This is a genomic window from Enterococcus sp. AZ128 (genome assembly GCF_051714485.1).
Classification (GTDB): domain Bacteria; phylum Bacillota; class Bacilli; order Lactobacillales; family Enterococcaceae; genus Enterococcus_A.
The window spans coordinates 2,244,926-2,260,931 of sequence record NZ_JBIORZ010000001.1; the positions used below are offsets into that span (position 1 = coordinate 2,244,926).

Genomic DNA, 16,006 nt, shown 5'->3' on the forward strand with positions numbered 1-16,006 from the left:
GAGTGACTGACAAAATCAGAGCGCAAGTTGTCTTGCGCTCTGATCGAAATTAATTTTTAGCTTTTTTTATAGCAGAGGCTACCAATCCATTGAACGATTTGTACGAAAACGATCAGTAAGACGACCGTACTATACATGATCGTATTATCAAAATTTTGATAACCGTATGTGATAGCTACGGCACCTAATCCGCCCGCACCGACCGTTCCCGCCATGGCAGTGTAACCTAATACTGAGATGATCGCCAAGGTCAGACTGGATATCATACTTGGAAAAGCTTCTACCAGCATCACTTTGAAAATTATCTGCATATGGGTCGCACCGATTGATTTTGCGGCATCCAAAGTATAAGGATTGATCTCCAATAAATTATTTTCAAATAATCGTGCCACATAAGGTGTCATTGCAAAGGTTAATGGCACGATTGCCGCTGAGGTACCGATCGTCGTTCCCACCAATGAACGCGTAAAAGGCATGAGCGCAACCATCAAAATAATAAAAGGAAAAGATCGAATGATGTTCACCACAAAATCCAATAAACGATACATCTTTAAATTAGGCGATAGCCCCTTTTTATTCGTAATCACTAAAATAACTGCCAAAGCAAAGCCGATGATTGTTGCGATTAATGAAGAAACCAATACCATGATTACTGTGCTGACCAAGTTCGGCAGCAGCACTTGTGTAATCAACACCGAATTACTCACGATCCTTCACCTCCTGACAAACAAAGTGACCTTGTTTCGCGAGCGCTAGTAATTTTGCGACATCTTCATTAGGTACAGACAATAGCAACGTGGTCAGACTCTCTTCCTTAAATTGCTCGGTCGTTGCCTTCAATAGATGTGGCGCTTCTACTCCTGATTGGCGCAATAACGCTAAAACATCCGTTTTTAGCTGCGTCACTAATTTCACTAAACGATGGCCTGTTTTCAATTCACCGAAGTTGGTTTGCGGTTCCCCTGTGATCGTCTGTAATACTTCTGAGTTGCTTAGAAAAACCTGCTGAACCGTATCCTCTTCAACGATTTTTCCCTGTTGTAAAATAGCGACGCGGTCACAAATCTTCTTCACCACTTCCATTTGATGAGTCACCACCACGATCGTCAATCCCATTTTTTGGTTTAATTTCAACAGAAGGTCCAAAATACCGTTCGTAATATTCGGGTCTAGTGCCGAAGTCGCCTCATCACAAAGCAGAATCTCCGGATTCATCGTCAAGGCTCTGGCGATTGCGGCTCGTTGTTTTTGTCCACCAGATAATTGTCGCGGCTTCATGTTCGCCTTATCCGCAATTCCGACCTCTGATAGGAGTTCTTCTACACGTTCTTTGATTGCTTCTTTAGCATATCCGCTGCACTCTAGCGGCAACGCGACATTTTTATAAATCGTTTTTTGTTCGATCAAAGAATTCCCTTGAAAGATCATCCCGATTTTTTTCTTCATCTCTCGCAATTGCTTTTCCGATAGTTTTTCCAATGCCTGCGTACCGATTCTGATACTACCGGATTGGCTTTGTTCCAAACCATTGATACACCGCAGCAACGTTGATTTTCCCGCACCGCTGATTCCTAAGATTCCCATTATAGAACCGGTGGGGATCGTCAAAGAAATATCTTCTAGGATTGTTTGTTCTCCATAACTTTTATTGACCTGATCGATGACTATCTCCATCTACTCAACACCTAACGTTTCACGCCCTGATAAGCGCCTCTAAAATAATTGTCCCGTTTCCGAACATCATAAAAATCCGGTACATCATCTTCCGCGATTTTCTTAATGACTTTGCGTTTCTTTTCTAATAGCTCCATTGGATTTAATGTTTCTTCTAGTCCCTTGATCATGACTTCAAATTTCTCATAGGGAATGCCGACACATAGCTCTTCATCTTTCCAACGTGCAACATATCGTGTTCCTGAACACATCATTGAAATATTGATCAAGCCGGTTTCATAAGGATAGGAGGTTCCTTCCTGACAGATCGCTTGCATACCCGTCATTTTGATATTTTTCGCTTGTCCATTAAAATACGCGTTGCCCTGCAAGATTCGCATCGCATTAAACGGGGTTGTAATGATCAAAATAACATCAGGGGCATTTTTCCACGCTTCAATCGGTTCGACCGCAATCCCATAAGAGGGTTCCCGACAATAAACCATATCATCCGCAATTGCCTTACTCACTTCGATATCCTTATAAACACCCATTTTTGCATGCTTTTGCCCACTAGCACTATACTCATCGTTTTCAATCAGGCCTAGGGCTACGGCAGACGCCGGACAGCCAAAATTATCAATCGACATCTTCACACTGACACCTTCCGTTGCCTGTTGAACTGCACGACAATAAGGAACTAATTTTTTTGTCGCTGGTGCATCGTAGGCTTCAAAATCCTCTTTATTTCGCAAAAAACTGATTCCTACTACCTTGCGCTCCAATTCTAATAAATAATTCAATCGCCGATTCAGCTCTTGGAATTTACTCATAGAAAGTAAACACTCCCTTGAAGTGATCATTGATGCCTTTTTTGCTCTCTTTTGTAGTGAAAGACTCATTGATTGCTTTCGCCCAATCAGTATCTTTATTCTCATCTTTTACAATCAAGCTGATTGGAAAATCTTTAGCATGCTGATCACGAATCAAATAGTCTTTGTAATTTTCACCTGAGTTAAACATAAAGGTAAAGAAGCAAGTCGCAGCATCCAAATCTTCCAAACTGCGGACTGTTTGTGCTTGTTCAATTTCAACAAATTTAAAGTTTTTTGGATTATCAACGATATCCAATGCTGTATAACCTGATTTCTTCTCATCGCTTAATTTGATCAAGCCGGCATCTTGCATCATCAATAAAGAATTGTCACGATTCATCGCATCATTCATGATAGCGATCTGTGCACCGTCAGGTAATTCATCGATCTTATCATATTTAGTCGAATACAAACCGATTCCAGTATAATAAACATGGGGCGTCATCATTGCTAAGTCGCCACCCTTTTGCTCATTGAAGGATTTCATAAACGGCTCGTGCTGTGCAAATGAAGCATCCACATTGCCATCTTGAACTGCTTGTAAGGCTTCGATATTATTTGAAAAGACTACGAATTCTGGATTATAGCCTTCCGCTTCCATTGATTCTTTCGCTGCTTTTAGCGAATTCTCGGATACTTGATTACAGGCAATTTTGATATCCTTTTTCTCCTCTTTTTCTGTCGAGGCTTCCTTTTTCGATCCACATGCTCCCAATACTAAAACTGCCGCCAATAGTGCAAAAGCTACTTTAAATTTTTTCATCCCGATTCTCCTAATCTTTTTTTGTGGTGATGCAAATTATATGTGTTTGAGCGCACAAAAAAGAAACATACAAACCTGTATGTTCCCCCGATCCATGGAAAATAGACATGACCATCATGTACTAAAGAAAGGAGGGAAATTTTTGTTTACTCGCTGACTTAGATACTCCAAGTCCACATTTAACTCAAACTCATAGTTGATAAGTAAACAAAATTCCCACCTCCCGAATAATTAAAAACGTTATCATTAAGAGTATAGCCGAAAGAGAAAAACTTCACAATAACTCTCCCCAAAAATAATAAACCGTAAAAAGCCGAATCCGTAGTTGGATTCAGCTTTGGTTGCTACTTTTATCAATTACCAATAGATTCCGTGGAATGTTCCTAAAATTTGAAAAATCAAACTTATTAAAAGATAGCTAATGATTAGTATAGTAAGAAAATAGCTAATCCATTGTTTAATCTGCATTTTTTTCTCAACAGAACCTCATTAAAATTCTATAAGTGGAGATAAACAAATCGCTTACAGCCTTTTTTTTATTAGAGTTATTACTCTATATCTCCAACTACAAATCGAGGATATTTAATACTTGAAAATTGTCTATCAAACTCTTCCCGTAATTCCACCTCTTCATCAGATACATAACCTTCAAAATTAATAACGCTAATGTCTTCATTATTAAAAAAATAGTTTTCCTCATTTACTTGCCCTTGTGGATACAAACATCCAGCATAATCAAAATAACCAATTTCTCCATTATTATTGTAAAGCGGAAATCTCGACGTAATCATCAATTTTTGATCGTCCTTCTTCAATGTAACCACTGTTCCTATAGAATTAATCTCCATTTATTTCATCCTTTCCATTTTTAGAATCTAAACTTTGGTTTTTAACAATAATCACACTGCTTTTAATTCTGTCTTTATCAAAATATAGTAAAGGAGAGGTTCACAAAAAAGTAAAATTCCAATAACATTTATTATCCAGATTAAAGCTAATGATAAAATCATAGTACTGTTGAAATAAAAGAAAACAGCCATTAACAAACCAAACAGTATACATCCAAGGGCTACTTGAAGATAGCCCTTCCTCAGTTCATTGGATGAATTACCTACAAGAGCTGCAATATCTTGATTTGAACAATCAAAAGCATTCTTATCTAATAATCTAGTTTGCGTTTTTTTTGTCCATTGAAAAAGAATGATTCCAGTAGATATGGAGATGGCATAAACAACCAATAGGAGCACCAGAATTGATACATTTAAATCGACTAGTATCTTAGATATAAAAACATTACTGATCGATATTGCTCCAAACATACTTACCTGTTTATAGTTTGCTTTCTCATTAGATGAACTATTCTCCGTTAATTGGGCAACTTTCTTTCTTTTTAAGTCGCAAAAAGTTTGATTCCCATCTTTATTAGAGTTAACTAGGAAATACATAGTAACCTCCGTAAAATTTTTATTAAAAAAGAAAGGCACTGCAACCTTTAAAATCAAGGTTGGTTCTCAAAATGGTCACCATCCTTTACAAATACATAGAAAAAATCATTTCTTTCCAATCTTATTAATTCCTATAGATACTCTTCTTTCAAATTTGTATATAAATTTTTTCTTGCTTTTAAATCAAATGCATAGATATGATATACTAACAAACTCATCACAATCGCTTCTGCAACTAATAATGAACTTGTTCTATCAAAATAAATAAACACTGCACCGAATATAGCTATCAAAATTAAGAAAAAAATACCTCCTTGGTTCTGATCTAATTGTACATCAGCCGATAAAAGAACATCCTTGAGTTCATCCTTATTAAAATTAATGTTATCGTAACCCATCTTCTTTTTAGATTTCCAAAACTTACATAAAAGTATTGTTGCCAGCCCTAGTATACTTCCTAAGATAATAGAAGATATTATTAACCCGATTGTATAGCTAGTACCCAAAACAAAGTGATCAAATTTTCGAAAAAAGGAATAGCTAGTTAAATTTACTGTTATTGCCATTCCAGGTCCAAAACTTCTTTCAAAATTATCCTTACTACAAAAATTATTCGTAAATTTATCGTAGTATATTTTTTTATTGTCGTCAGTTTTACAGACGAACACTATCGTCTTTGAATTTCTATTTTCCATTATTTTTCTTCCTGTTTTTGTGAATTTCATCGTAAGCTTTATCTGTAGCTTTCCCCACTAACCACCCTACTACAGCAGTCCCAATAATTACTGGAACTAAAGTGAAACCTCCTGCAACAAAAGCTGCTCCTATAACAACACTAGTTCCCGCATGTATTAAAGTCTTATCTATTGCAGCTTGAGCGCTTTCTCCATCATTTTTTTGTCCAAAATAATCGATAGCCGCACCAAATATAGGTGCTCCTTTTGATGCATAACCTATCACTTTTGCTCCAGAATTGCTTGCTGAATATATTGCTGATGCTGGGGTTATCGGAAATACGTGGTTCCCTATTTTAACTGAGAAAACTTTGTTCCCTATTCTATAAGAATTATTTAGAAACCATTTTGATAGATTTCCACCATATTCTTCTAATGCACTTAACTCGATATCCGCGATGACTCCTTGAACCTCTTTACTCTCAGGATTCTCTGGTTTATTCCCACTTACTCCCGCAACCCAATTAATCCCTTGTCCGACCTGATTAATCTCGGTTTTATCCACGCCATAATACATAGACGTTTGAGCAAGTCCGTGATTATTCGCTGTCCTTACCTTCGCGGCCATTTCGGGTTGTTCAAATTCTTTTACTTTTTTATGTTCTTTATCAACCTGATTCTTGAATTTTTTATCTTGATAAATAGTCAATGCTTCTGGTGACAGGTAGCTCATACCACTTGTTCCAGACAATCTTCCTAGCTGTGCTTTCTGGCGGGAAATACTCGCTGAAAGAGACGCGCTACTGCCCTTAAAATTAGCCATCCAAGTTTTTGTATTGGTCAAAACTTTTTTTGTTTTTTCCATTTGTTCTACGACATCTCTAGAACTTACGCTTTCAATCACAACAAGATCGGAAATACCTGAATAGATGGTTTCAAATTTTGTTTCAATCTCTGCGAACTCAGTCAGTTTAGGTGAAAACTTTGATTCTAGTTGCGTCAGCACCTCAGAATCAATAATCGCACTGTCACTAGATTCTTTTACATTACTTTTAAAGCGTTCGATTACTTTATCAAACTCAGAGCTAAGATTGTATAGAATATCATAATAGCCATCTAGCAAGGGAATCTGACAATTAGAAACTTTTGCATTGATCGCACCCTTTACTTTACCTGACAGCTCACCACTTGTAGTAACACGGTTCATTGAAGTTTTAGCGGTCTCAATTTGTTGTTGCAGCTTACTTCTTGAAGAAAGAATCGATGCTTTCGCACGATTCACTTCTGACATATCAACTTTCATCCAATCCCCCCTCCCAACTCATTGTCATTGCTGAGTTAGTGTACAGATAAGAAAAAGCTTCTTTCATGAGTAATTGCCTTCGTAATACTTCCCTGACAAATGTTTTCTCCGTATCATTGACCATCCCTAACGACACGACACGTTTTATCATTACATTATTTAGGTAGATAAGCTCTACATCATCTAGTAAACCAAACGGCCAAATGGTTGCGACATAGTCAATATACTCATCCTTTTGTTTCGTTAGAACTCTGTGGCCATGGATCGACACTAGGAACCCTTCTTCTGAATCGCCATACATTTCTTGAATATTTGGAGGTAAAAGAGTCTTATCCAACTCAGCAACTGTTCCAATCGGATAAACATCACTAAATAATAAATCGATTAATCCAACATACTTTTGAAATTGATTAAACGTAAGTTTGGCAGATTCTTGTGCTCTACTGAAACTGACCTGTTGCGAACTATGGTCAAAGGAAATATCAAGAGCCGCACCGATCATTGGTTTGTACCCAAAATTGTCCTCTTTTTTTAGATAAGCCTTATACAGATTTTTCAAAAGAACAGGCTGCTTTCCTAAAGTAGCCCCTAATAGGTTCAGAAAATCAAGATTAGCTACTTCAGGTTCTTTCAGATATTGTTGAGTTAACGTTTGCTTCCACAAATCATTCATATCCTTGACTACCCCTTTCCTTGGATTTTCATAGTTTTCGATCCAGCTTTGTCGTCTGCCTTTTTATTATCTCCAGCTTTAATCATCTTCTGACCATCTTCTTGTGTAAAACTCTTAAAGCTACTCAAAGAGCTATTTATTTGTGGAATAAGTTTCTCAAACTGTTTGAATGGTTCCAAATCTGTTTTTGCTAATTGAATCGACTCAATTTTTCCAATACTACTAACCGTGTGAGTTGCATTATGGACGGTCTGATTCCAAGATGCTCCAACACCTACATTTCCTTTTCCCACTCGCTCACCTCATTTAGCTTTCTAATTGGGCTGCAGCCGCATCTAATGAGCCAATTCGAACATCTAAGGCTCCAATGGACATACTTACTCGCTGCAAATCCTCTTTTAGCTTTTGGATTTTTTTATCGATTTTGCCTTTATTCCCTTTGTGTTTTGTTTCATAGGCCGTTAATACTTTTTGGACATCGCCAACTTTTTTATCATATTTATCCTTGCGATCCCCTTGAAAAGATCCTGATCCAGCATCCTTTAAAGAAGACAATCCTTTGGCAAATCCAGACACACTGGTTAAGGCTGTATCAATCTCTTGTTTAGCTTTTTCTAATTTCTCGATTTTTTCTTCCAATTCTGCTTTTTTTCCTTGAATGATTGTACGTTCGCCCTCTAAGCGTCTTGCCTGTGCTCGCTTCTGCGCTGCTTGCATTCTTTTTCGTTGCTTTGCCTCATCATCACTCATAAAGAATCCTCCCTTTTTTTGTGATATTTTTTGATATGGAAATACTACACGTCATAATCACAAGTTTTAGATATAGCCTGTTTCGTTTTCTGATCGAAGTAGATGCTTTTCTTCTTGAAATAAAAAAGACTGCTTCCCCATTTCTTCTCGTTGCTTTTTCATATCGGGAAAGTTTGTGCATTTTTTTCTCTGACCTCTTTTTACTAGCTGTGTTTCTCTTCTTCATTAATTTTCCCTTTGAAATTCATTTTTAATTTGTATGAATGGTCTTAGTTTGACCATTCATACAATTTACTCAAATCCTTACTCGTACAACCCGCCTCTAAATGTCTGGGTTAGGCTTGCAAAATTGTAATTTTCGCTGGACTTTTCGGACTTAACTTGCCATTTACCATCTTTTTTCTCTAAATTAATTTTGTAGCCTTCACCATCCATGTCTGGATCTGTATTGATGGAAGAAGAACTAATTTTTCCTGGTAATTCTTGCAAAAGATATTTTTCTAAATCACGATCAAGGGCATCATCGTATTCTTCATACTTACCTTCATTTTCATTTACGAATTGCTCACCGATCGCTTCAGAATCGACATTATCGAATAAGACAACTTCCGGTCTTACATAGATCGACGCAAAGTTTGGATAAAATTCGTTAAACGTGTAGGTGACTTTTCCTTTATTCTTATTCGCGTTTTGCATTTCAGTGATTACTTTTTCTAATTCTGGAGTTGAGGGTTCATAAGATTCAAACTCGCTTTTTAGGCAATTAATGCTTGAATCTTTAAACTCTTGTTTTTCTTTTGCTAAGTCATTTCCTAATTCGAGTTTTTCATCCTTATTCTCTTCTGCTCCCATGAAAACCGTTTGGATATAATGATTGGTTAATTTTTCGACTTCTTCTGTTTCGTCTTTATATTTTGTTTGATCGATTTTTAATTCAACACCGGCTTCTTTACTTTCATCTTCTGCATCATCAAGATCAAAGATCGTTGGTTTATAATGCAGCTCATATTTTTTCCCCTTTGTTACTTGAAAGACGATCGGCTCGGTTAAGCTCTTGTCCTCTGATAATGATTCATAGCTCATTGATTTGAACTGATCGTCAGAACTGTAGATATCTTCGTTGGAAGTCTTCTTGCCATCCTCGTCATATAAAGCAAAATCATCCGGCATAACCTCCAGCTTCTTATCTGATTTATTGGTTACCTTGACGTTTAGACTTAAATACTTCACGTCATCACCTGTCGTCTTATCCATCGGAACAATATAAGTTCCATCTTCGACACTTAAATCGACTAGCGAAGATTGAGCAGATTCTTCCTTTTTTTCTGATTTAGCTTTTCCTTTGGTTGAACAGCCGCTGACCATCAACACTAAACTACTCACTAATAACACTTTCATAAACTTTTTCATTTTTCTTAAACATCCTTTTTTTATTTTATTGTTATTCACTTATGTTTTAGATACTTTTCTTAGTCCTTAAATAATCTTCACGAGCGGTCTTTGCATCGTCTTTCATGGTAGGATAGGCTTTCTTGATGTCATTAGCGCTAATGAAAAAGAAAACAATCATTAATAGTTGAATTGGCGTTAAAATCAGCCCTATAAGCATAAAGTATGTTTCACCTGTTCCTCCGCCTGTGAAATCAGAGAATAGTAATGGAATCAGCAGCAGAGAAATTATGTTTGACGCGTAAAATAAAATTGGTGCCACATGCTTTCTTCCAGAAACTAATTTCAATTTACTTGCGCCATTATGCGCAAATATAATAAAAACAAAGATGATAGACCCGATCCTCCTGCCAAAATCAATCCCAAAAAAAGATGCAGCAATTAGAACAATAACTATAATCGGTAGACCAAAATAATAGCTGTACGTATTATATGGTCTGCTATCATCTTTCATCTTTTGTTTTGCTGCTTTCAGTGTTTTTTTCAAAGTATCTCTCCCTTTTCTTGTAAAATTGTGGTCTGACTTTTTGGAAGCTTCCAAAGTCTTTTACTCACTTACCAACTTCACCCGACAGGCATTTCTGCCTACAAAGAAATGACTTTCATCCAACTCAACGGTTGGCTCGTTGTAGCTGCTTTTCACATTGACAAAGCTTTGATCGACCAAGCGGGTGCCTGCCATTCCGGCTGGAATATTGGCTCGTAAGGTTTTATTGACATCATCAAAGCTGTTTTCGATTTGTTTTTGATTGCCTTGCAGGATGAAATAGATCCCGACTTTTGGTCCTTTTTTCAGATAGCGATTAAAGTTCTCACTAGTGATAAAGGATTTATCACTAAATGCTTGGACATCTGGAATATAGACGAACATTGGCTCGTGTATTCCACTGGCTTCGCGTTCACTGATTTCACTGATCAAGTCATTGGAGAAGGTACTGTACTCACCTTCAGAAACTAGCATATCTGCACTTTCAGAATAGGTTTCAAATCGATCCCCACTATTAAAAATGACTCGCTGTGCTTGTCCGTCCAATCGTTTGAAGTTCTCCATGATGACTCGCTCGATAGACTCAGTCTGTTGCGGTGTGTCGTCTCCAATGACAAAGTACCCGTGTTCCCGCGGATCGAATCCGATGACTGCCGTTGTTTCTTTGTCGAGAGCGATCGGCAGCTGCAGCTGATCCAGCATATACTGCGTATCCTTGTTTCCATAGAATTCTTCCCAGCTGATAACATTGGACAACATTGGAATCTTCGTAGGCCGCTCGCCTTTCCAAGCGTGATCGATTTCTACAATTTCCGCTTCGAGATGGTTCAACCGATCAATGTCATTTTCACCTTTTGCTGGCAGATAGATTTGAACCTCCTGCGGCATTTCTAATTTGATTTGTGCCCGACCGATAATTTCTTGCGGAATCAACGCATCACGACCAACGACATCGCGGATCGCGCCATCTTCGACTAGGAACAAGCCAATATGAGACGGAATATTACTCGACATGCTCATCTTGAAGCTATTGGTTCGTAAGACAGCCATTACAGCATAAAGCCCTAAACTAGCACCTTCTCTTAATAATTGATTCAGCACAGATTCGATTGGTTCCTCTAATGGGCATTCCTTGATCGCATCAAAGCCATCCACGACTGTGATGATAACAGGCAAGGAAACACCAGCTTTCTTCTCATATTGTGAAAGACTAGCAACACCATAAGCCGTGAAAGCATCTTTTCTTCGCTGGATCTCTGTTCGAATCCGTTTTAAAAATTTCAACAGCTTTTCTTCTTCCTCCAAGCGAACATGGTCCACTACGTGCGGCAGCTCTTTTAATGGCAGTAATCCATTTGTTCCAAAATCAAAGAGGTTGAATTGGACTTGCTCAGGATTATTTTGCCGCGCTAAGTTCATTAACAAGGTTTGCAGCAAGGTCGATTTACCAAATCCTGGTGAGCCATAAACCGCGGTATGACTGAAGCTTTCTAAATCAAAATCAAAATTGACCTGCTCTTGACGTGTCGGAATATCCATTAATCCTAACGGTACGGCTAAGCGACGTTCCTTTTTCCATTCAGCTAAAGCAATCACTGGCGTATCGAGAACTTCTTCTAACGGGGGCAGCCAAGGTTTATCCGGCAGAACCGCTCTAGAATGATCTGCATATTTTGCGATGGCTTCGACAACTGCATCTAACTGAGTTTGCTCTTCTTCCGTTTTAACGACTGCGACCTCATCTTCAGAAAGATCCATAGTCAGTAATTCATACTGACCCAGATTATTGATCCACCAGATCCGTTCATCGATTTTTTCCTCATGGGTCGCATTCGGATCGTAGGTGGCACCACTCCAGGCCGATTGGAACAATTCGTAAATTTCATTGTTTCCGACTTGCAAATAGGCGCGACCGGGTTGGGTGATACTTGCCGCATCCGGTGTTTTGATGATTTCATTGGAATCGGCAGGATCGGCAACTTTCAAAGCTAGTTTGAAACGAGAGTTGGACCAGATTTGATCGTCGACGACACCGCTTGGTTTTTGAGTTGCCAAAATCAAATGAACCCCTAATGATCGACCAATCCGAGCAGTGGAAACCAATTCCGCCATAAAATCAGGTTCGTTGGCTTTTAATTCGGCGAACTCATCGCTGATCAGGAATAGATGCGGCAATGGATCGCTTGGATATTTTTTCTTCTCAATCGGATCAGTGATTTCTTTTCCTTGCTTATAAAGCTTGGTATAGCCATTGATATGATTAACGCCGAATTCACCGAACTTCCGTTGCCGTTTTTGCAGCTCCGCGCGAATACTTTGCAGCGCACGAGCAGAACTGGCACCATCCAAGTTGGTGATAGAACCTAGAAGATGCGGCAGCTTAGCAAATAAATTCGCCATCCCGCCGCCCTTGAAATCGATCGGCAAAAAGCCGACATCTTCTGGCGCGAAATTGACTGCCAACGATAAGATATAGCTCTGCACGATTTCTGATTTACCAGAACCGGTCGTCCCAGCGACCAGACCATGAGGGCCATGCGCTCGCTCATGTAGGTTCAATGAAACGACATCATCTTTCCCACGCAGCCCTAATGGCACCGCTAATGACTTCGAAGTATTGGCCTTTTGCCAGCGCTGAGCGATCTGCAGCTCCTCGGTTCGTTTGACTTCATACATGCCAAGAAAATCGATCGCTTCCGGAATCGCATTTTTTTCTACTTCCACATGATTCAGATTCGCCAACCGTTGGATTGCTTCGGTCACAGTAAATTCCTTTGGCAAATGTACGGGACGGAATAATTGATTGACATACACATGGTTTTCATTGACTAAAGTCGCCGCTTCACTGCTTTGGTATTCGATCATGGTCGTCGTTGTTTCCGGCAGCATATTCGCTGTTTCTTTGCCCCAAATAACGGTGACTCCGTATTGACTCATGTCTTCGGCCAAATATTCATTCAACCCATGGCCGGATAACCAGCTCTCATCTAAAATCGTCAGCACATAATGGGGAGAGAATTGAATTTTTTCATTCTTTTCAGATTCTTTGAGCTGCTGACGGCGTTTCGAAATCAGTTGATAAAAGGAATTTAACCCCATATCACGACTTTGCGCATTGTGGATCATACCCCGTAAATTTAATTGCTGTAATTGGAAATGCGGCAGCCAGCGCCAATCGTGCCATTTTTCTGCATAATCTTCTTCATTTAATAAGGCGATAAACTGAACATCGCGATACGAATGAAAAACGGAGATTTGGAAAAGAATCGTTTGAACGGCGTTGCGAAGATTGTCTGGCATTCCCGCTAAACCAATCGTCTGATCAAGCAATGTAGTAGTAATCGGTGCATCCTTTAACATTTGATGCGGCCAGACGACCTTCTCCTCCGCAAAATCAGCCAAAGGATCGGCTTCATTTTCGTTTTTGCGAAAATCGACTTTGAAGCTCGTCGGAATTTCACCAGTCCCTAAACGGAATTGAAGAAAATCGGCATTCATCGCCGTCCGTTCATAAATTCGCGGATGGTATTCTTTCGTCATCTGAGATAAGGTTTCCAGCGCGGGATTCTGGTATTCTAAAGCCTCCCGCTGTTCGGCTGATAATTGTTCTAGTTCTTTTTTCTGCTGGATCATATAACGCTGATAAGTTTCATCACGTAATTCATTTTTTCGTTTGGTTTCCTTTTTATTGGTAAAATAGCTGGAAACTGAAAACCCGGCAGTTAGTAAGCTCGCTCCCCCCATACTGAGCATCATGATCGGATTTCCTCCACTCAATACGCTGGACGCGCCGCTTAATACGATCATTCCTAAAGGCGGAACGATCGAACGGAGAATTTCGCTTTTTCCTTCCGCTGTTTTCGCACTCGGAGGTGTCACCGTCTGTTCTGTTTTTGGCGGCTTTAAATGAATTCGCGGACTGCGGCGAAAATCAGGAAAGCTGACTGGAAACTCATTTTTCACGGCTTCCGGCATCACTTTGCGAAAATCCAATTTGACATTCTGTTTCAAACACGTGATCTTGAATTGCTTTTCCCGGCGCTCGATCATGACACCGCTGATAATGACACGATCACCGACAGCGAATTCTGTTGTCAGCTGCGCCACTCGTTGATCATTCCAGTAGACCTGCTCCCCATTTGCCTCCACTATCAAATTCAGTTCTTTCCTATCTTCTTTAATAGAAAGAACGCCAATAGCTTCACTTGCTACACATATTTCTGAGCCCCATGCCTTTGAGATCGTCCATTTCTCTTTAGGTAACGTCGTCATAAATACAGACAGCTCGGCATGAGGCAAAACAAGGAATTCTTTTTCAGGCTCTACAGAATTTTCAATAAAGAGTTCACCATTCACGCAATTGATTACCGTCCCATGAAAGAGAACCGTTTGTCCCTCCGATAGTTCAATATGATCAAAGACATCCTCAAAAAGAAACACATCGAAAAGAACCGCTTCTTTTTCTACGATTTGATCGTCAATTGAAGGACAAGGCCGATTATTGAGCTTGCTCATCATTTGCTTGTCCCCCTAGTAATTTCACATAATTGTTGATTTGTTCTTCGTATTCCTTCAACAGCTCCTGTTTCTTCTCGCCATCCATCCGTGTGTTGGCCTTAGTTGCATCGTATAGCTTGGTATACGCATGGAGAACGTATTGATTATCTCCGATATTCTTCGCTAGGCTTAATGCTTTTTCAAAGTCGCCGCGACCAAGATAAATCCAGAAAAGCAACGTATTCTCACTAGATTTTTGAGAAATCGTGTTTAGAACGGCTTCCTTCTGTTCGTTGGTCAAACTATCTAATTGAATATAGCTGACCGCCAAAATATACTGCGCTGAAGTCGGCAGCTTTTCCGCTTCATCCTGTTTCAATTCTGTCGCTGCACCAGAATAATCATTGAAGATGAATTTCGATTCCGCTTCGATCACTCGTTCTTGCAAGGGAACAATCCGCCCCGCATAGACGGACAGACCGATCCCTAAACCGATGGCAACGACCAATAGTCCGATGCTTCCCCACTTAAACAACCGATAATGCTGTTTCTTCACTAGTTTCTTTTCCCGCCGATTCCTTTCCCGCAGAATCGTAATGGATTCTGAAAGATGCTGATCGATCTCTGCTGATGTCGTCGCAAGATAGATTTTTTCTACTAAGGAATGCTTAACGGCTCCTAAACCATCTACTAATCCTGCAAAATCAAGCTTCGGCTGCAGAATAAAGCAAATTAGCGCCTTGTATTGTTTAAAGAAATCTGCATCGGTTGGTTGAAAAGGTGCAACGATTTCTAATAGCCCTCGGTGACCTAAACGAATCGTATTCCCAACAACAAATAAATTTTGCGGATGCATAAAGGGAGTGATCAATTGCTGGTGCTGCTTCAAAAGAAAACGCAGCTTTTGAGCCAACTCCAAACGTTCCAACTCATTCGAACGTTCAGCCAATTGCGCTACTGGCTCTCCAAGTTTTGGGATCTCATAATCAATCACCAATTCTTCTTCCGTATGTTGAACGATTTTCCCTTTTAAGCAATCATCCGTTTGCTCAAGAATCGTTTGATAGTGTTCAATCATTGTTTCTTTAAACTGATTCGCCGTCAGCCGTGTAGTTAATACTTCTTGAGTTAACGTTTGTTCGATCGTTGTCGTTCCATCATTTCGTTCCATTATTTTCTTTCTCCGTTCTTACAAGTAATTGATCGCCGTCGCTGATTGGATAGTTGGCTAGCGGCAGCTGTTGATTGATCTTAATTGGTTTATTGATCAACTCTAAAGAAAAACTCTCCGGCAACGTAAAATTCATGATCGCCAGCGCTTCTTGCAGCAACGGTACCAGTTGCTCCAGCGTTACCCGATTTGGGATACGCAGATCAATCACCCGTTCATTAAAATGCAGTCCAATGTTGATTGCTGTTTTACCTTCCAAAATTGTT

General features: G+C 39.4%; 16 protein-coding genes. All 16 read right to left on the reverse strand.

Annotated features, from left to right (window positions below):
* Positions 1–56: 56 nt before the first annotated feature.
* The 16 genes from IGI38_RS11065 to IGI38_RS11140 all read right to left on the reverse strand — a co-directional run bounded on the left by IGI38_RS11065 (position 57) and on the right by IGI38_RS11140 (position 15,999).
* Positions 57–707 carry a methionine ABC transporter permease gene (locus tag IGI38_RS11065; RefSeq protein WP_438729872.1) on the reverse strand — a complete coding sequence of 217 codons (651 nt, stop codon included), beginning with the start codon at positions 705–707 and terminating at the stop codon, positions 57–59.
* Positions 700–1,674 (reverse strand): methionine ABC transporter ATP-binding protein, encoded by a 975-nt coding sequence (locus IGI38_RS11070; protein WP_438729875.1) that lies wholly within the window; start codon positions 1,672–1,674, stop codon positions 700–702. The genes IGI38_RS11065 and IGI38_RS11070 overlap by 8 nt, the downstream gene beginning before the upstream one ends.
* Positions 1,675–1,685: 11 nt before the next feature.
* Positions 1,686–2,486: a DUF169 domain-containing protein gene (locus tag IGI38_RS11075; RefSeq protein WP_438729878.1), complete on the reverse strand. Its 801-nt coding sequence runs from the start codon at positions 2,484–2,486 to the stop codon at positions 1,686–1,688.
* On the reverse strand, positions 2,479–3,291 hold the full coding sequence (locus IGI38_RS11080; protein WP_438729881.1) for a MetQ/NlpA family ABC transporter substrate-binding protein: 813 nt from the start codon (positions 3,289–3,291) through the stop codon (positions 2,479–2,481). The genes IGI38_RS11075 and IGI38_RS11080 overlap by 8 nt, the downstream gene beginning before the upstream one ends.
* A gap of 548 nt (positions 3,292–3,839) precedes the next feature.
* Positions 3,840–4,139: a DUF4176 domain-containing protein gene (locus IGI38_RS11085; RefSeq protein ID WP_438729884.1), complete on the reverse strand. Its 300-nt coding sequence runs from the start codon at positions 4,137–4,139 to the stop codon at positions 3,840–3,842.
* 51 nt (positions 4,140–4,190) lie between these two features.
* Positions 4,191–4,793, reverse strand: coding sequence for a hypothetical protein (locus IGI38_RS11090; protein WP_438729886.1), 603 nt, complete (start codon positions 4,791–4,793; stop codon positions 4,191–4,193).
* Between the two features lie 74 nt (positions 4,794–4,867).
* Positions 4,868–5,431, reverse strand: coding sequence for a hypothetical protein (locus IGI38_RS11095; protein WP_438729889.1), 564 nt, complete (start codon positions 5,429–5,431; stop codon positions 4,868–4,870).
* Positions 5,421–6,713: a T7SS effector LXG polymorphic toxin gene (locus tag IGI38_RS11100; RefSeq protein ID WP_438729892.1), complete on the reverse strand. Its 1,293-nt coding sequence runs from the start codon at positions 6,711–6,713 to the stop codon at positions 5,421–5,423. The genes IGI38_RS11095 and IGI38_RS11100 overlap by 11 nt, the downstream gene beginning before the upstream one ends.
* Positions 6,703–7,386: a DUF4176 domain-containing protein gene (locus IGI38_RS11105; protein WP_438729894.1), complete on the reverse strand. Its 684-nt coding sequence runs from the start codon at positions 7,384–7,386 to the stop codon at positions 6,703–6,705. The genes IGI38_RS11100 and IGI38_RS11105 overlap by 11 nt, the downstream gene beginning before the upstream one ends.
* 8 nt (positions 7,387–7,394) lie before the next feature.
* Complete coding sequence (locus IGI38_RS11110; protein WP_438729897.1) at positions 7,395–7,679, reverse strand: hypothetical protein; 285 nt, start codon at positions 7,677–7,679, stop codon at positions 7,395–7,397.
* 13 nt (positions 7,680–7,692) lie between these two features.
* A complete protein-coding gene (locus IGI38_RS11115) occupies positions 7,693–8,136 on the reverse strand; it encodes a YwqH-like family protein (RefSeq protein ID WP_438729900.1) in 444 nt (147 codons plus the stop codon).
* 303 nt (positions 8,137–8,439) lie between these two features.
* On the reverse strand, positions 8,440–9,546 hold the full coding sequence (locus tag IGI38_RS11120; RefSeq protein WP_438729903.1) for a DUF4352 domain-containing protein: 1,107 nt from the start codon (positions 9,544–9,546) through the stop codon (positions 8,440–8,442).
* A gap of 46 nt (positions 9,547–9,592) precedes the next feature.
* Positions 9,593–10,072 carry a hypothetical protein gene (locus tag IGI38_RS11125; protein ID WP_438729906.1) on the reverse strand — a complete coding sequence of 160 codons (480 nt, stop codon included), beginning with the start codon at positions 10,070–10,072 and terminating at the stop codon, positions 9,593–9,595.
* A 60-nt stretch (positions 10,073–10,132) separates the two neighbouring features.
* The gene (gene essC / locus IGI38_RS11130; RefSeq protein WP_438729909.1) at positions 10,133–14,590 is read right to left on the reverse strand and encodes a type VII secretion protein EssC; all 4,458 of its coding nucleotides are present in this window, start codon (positions 14,588–14,590) and stop codon (positions 10,133–10,135) included.
* The gene (gene essB / locus IGI38_RS11135) at positions 14,571–15,740 is read right to left on the reverse strand and encodes a type VII secretion protein EssB (RefSeq protein WP_438729912.1); all 1,170 of its coding nucleotides are present in this window, start codon (positions 15,738–15,740) and stop codon (positions 14,571–14,573) included. Before essB ends, essC begins: the two co-directional genes overlap by 20 nt.
* Positions 15,727–15,999, reverse strand: a complete 273-nt coding sequence (locus IGI38_RS11140; RefSeq protein WP_438729915.1) for an EsaB/YukD family protein — start codon at positions 15,997–15,999, stop codon at positions 15,727–15,729. Before IGI38_RS11140 ends, essB begins: the two co-directional genes overlap by 14 nt.
* Positions 16,000–16,006 lie beyond the last annotated feature (7 nt).

Excerpts from the sequence above, each read along its gene's own strand:
- IGI38_RS11070 (WP_438729875.1), bottom strand. The coding sequence starts at position 1,674 with ATGGAGATAGTCATCGATCAGGTCAATAAAAGTTATGGAGAACAAACA.
- IGI38_RS11075 (WP_438729878.1), bottom strand. The coding sequence starts at position 2,486 with ATGAGTAAATTCCAAGAGCTGAATCGGCGATTGAATTATTTATTAGAA.
- IGI38_RS11080 (WP_438729881.1), bottom strand. The coding sequence starts at position 3,291 with ATGAAAAAATTTAAAGTAGCTTTTGCACTATTGGCGGCAGTTTTAGTA.
- IGI38_RS11085 (WP_438729884.1), bottom strand. The coding sequence starts at position 4,139 with ATGGAGATTAATTCTATAGGAACAGTGGTTACATTGAAGAAGGACGAT.
- IGI38_RS11095 (WP_438729889.1), bottom strand. The coding sequence starts at position 5,431 with ATGGAAAATAGAAATTCAAAGACGATAGTGTTCGTCTGTAAAACTGAC.
- IGI38_RS11100 (WP_438729892.1), bottom strand. The coding sequence starts at position 6,713 with ATGAAAGTTGATATGTCAGAAGTGAATCGTGCGAAAGCATCGATTCTT.
- IGI38_RS11105 (WP_438729894.1), bottom strand. The coding sequence starts at position 7,386 with ATGAATGATTTGTGGAAGCAAACGTTAACTCAACAATATCTGAAAGAA.
- IGI38_RS11115 (WP_438729900.1), bottom strand. The coding sequence starts at position 8,136 with ATGAGTGATGATGAGGCAAAGCAACGAAAAAGAATGCAAGCAGCGCAG.
- IGI38_RS11120 (WP_438729903.1), bottom strand. The coding sequence starts at position 9,546 with ATGAAAAAGTTTATGAAAGTGTTATTAGTGAGTAGTTTAGTGTTGATG.
- essC (WP_438729909.1), bottom strand. The coding sequence starts at position 14,590 with ATGATGAGCAAGCTCAATAATCGGCCTTGTCCTTCAATTGACGATCAA.
- essB (WP_438729912.1), bottom strand. The coding sequence starts at position 15,740 with ATGGAACGAAATGATGGAACGACAACGATCGAACAAACGTTAACTCAA.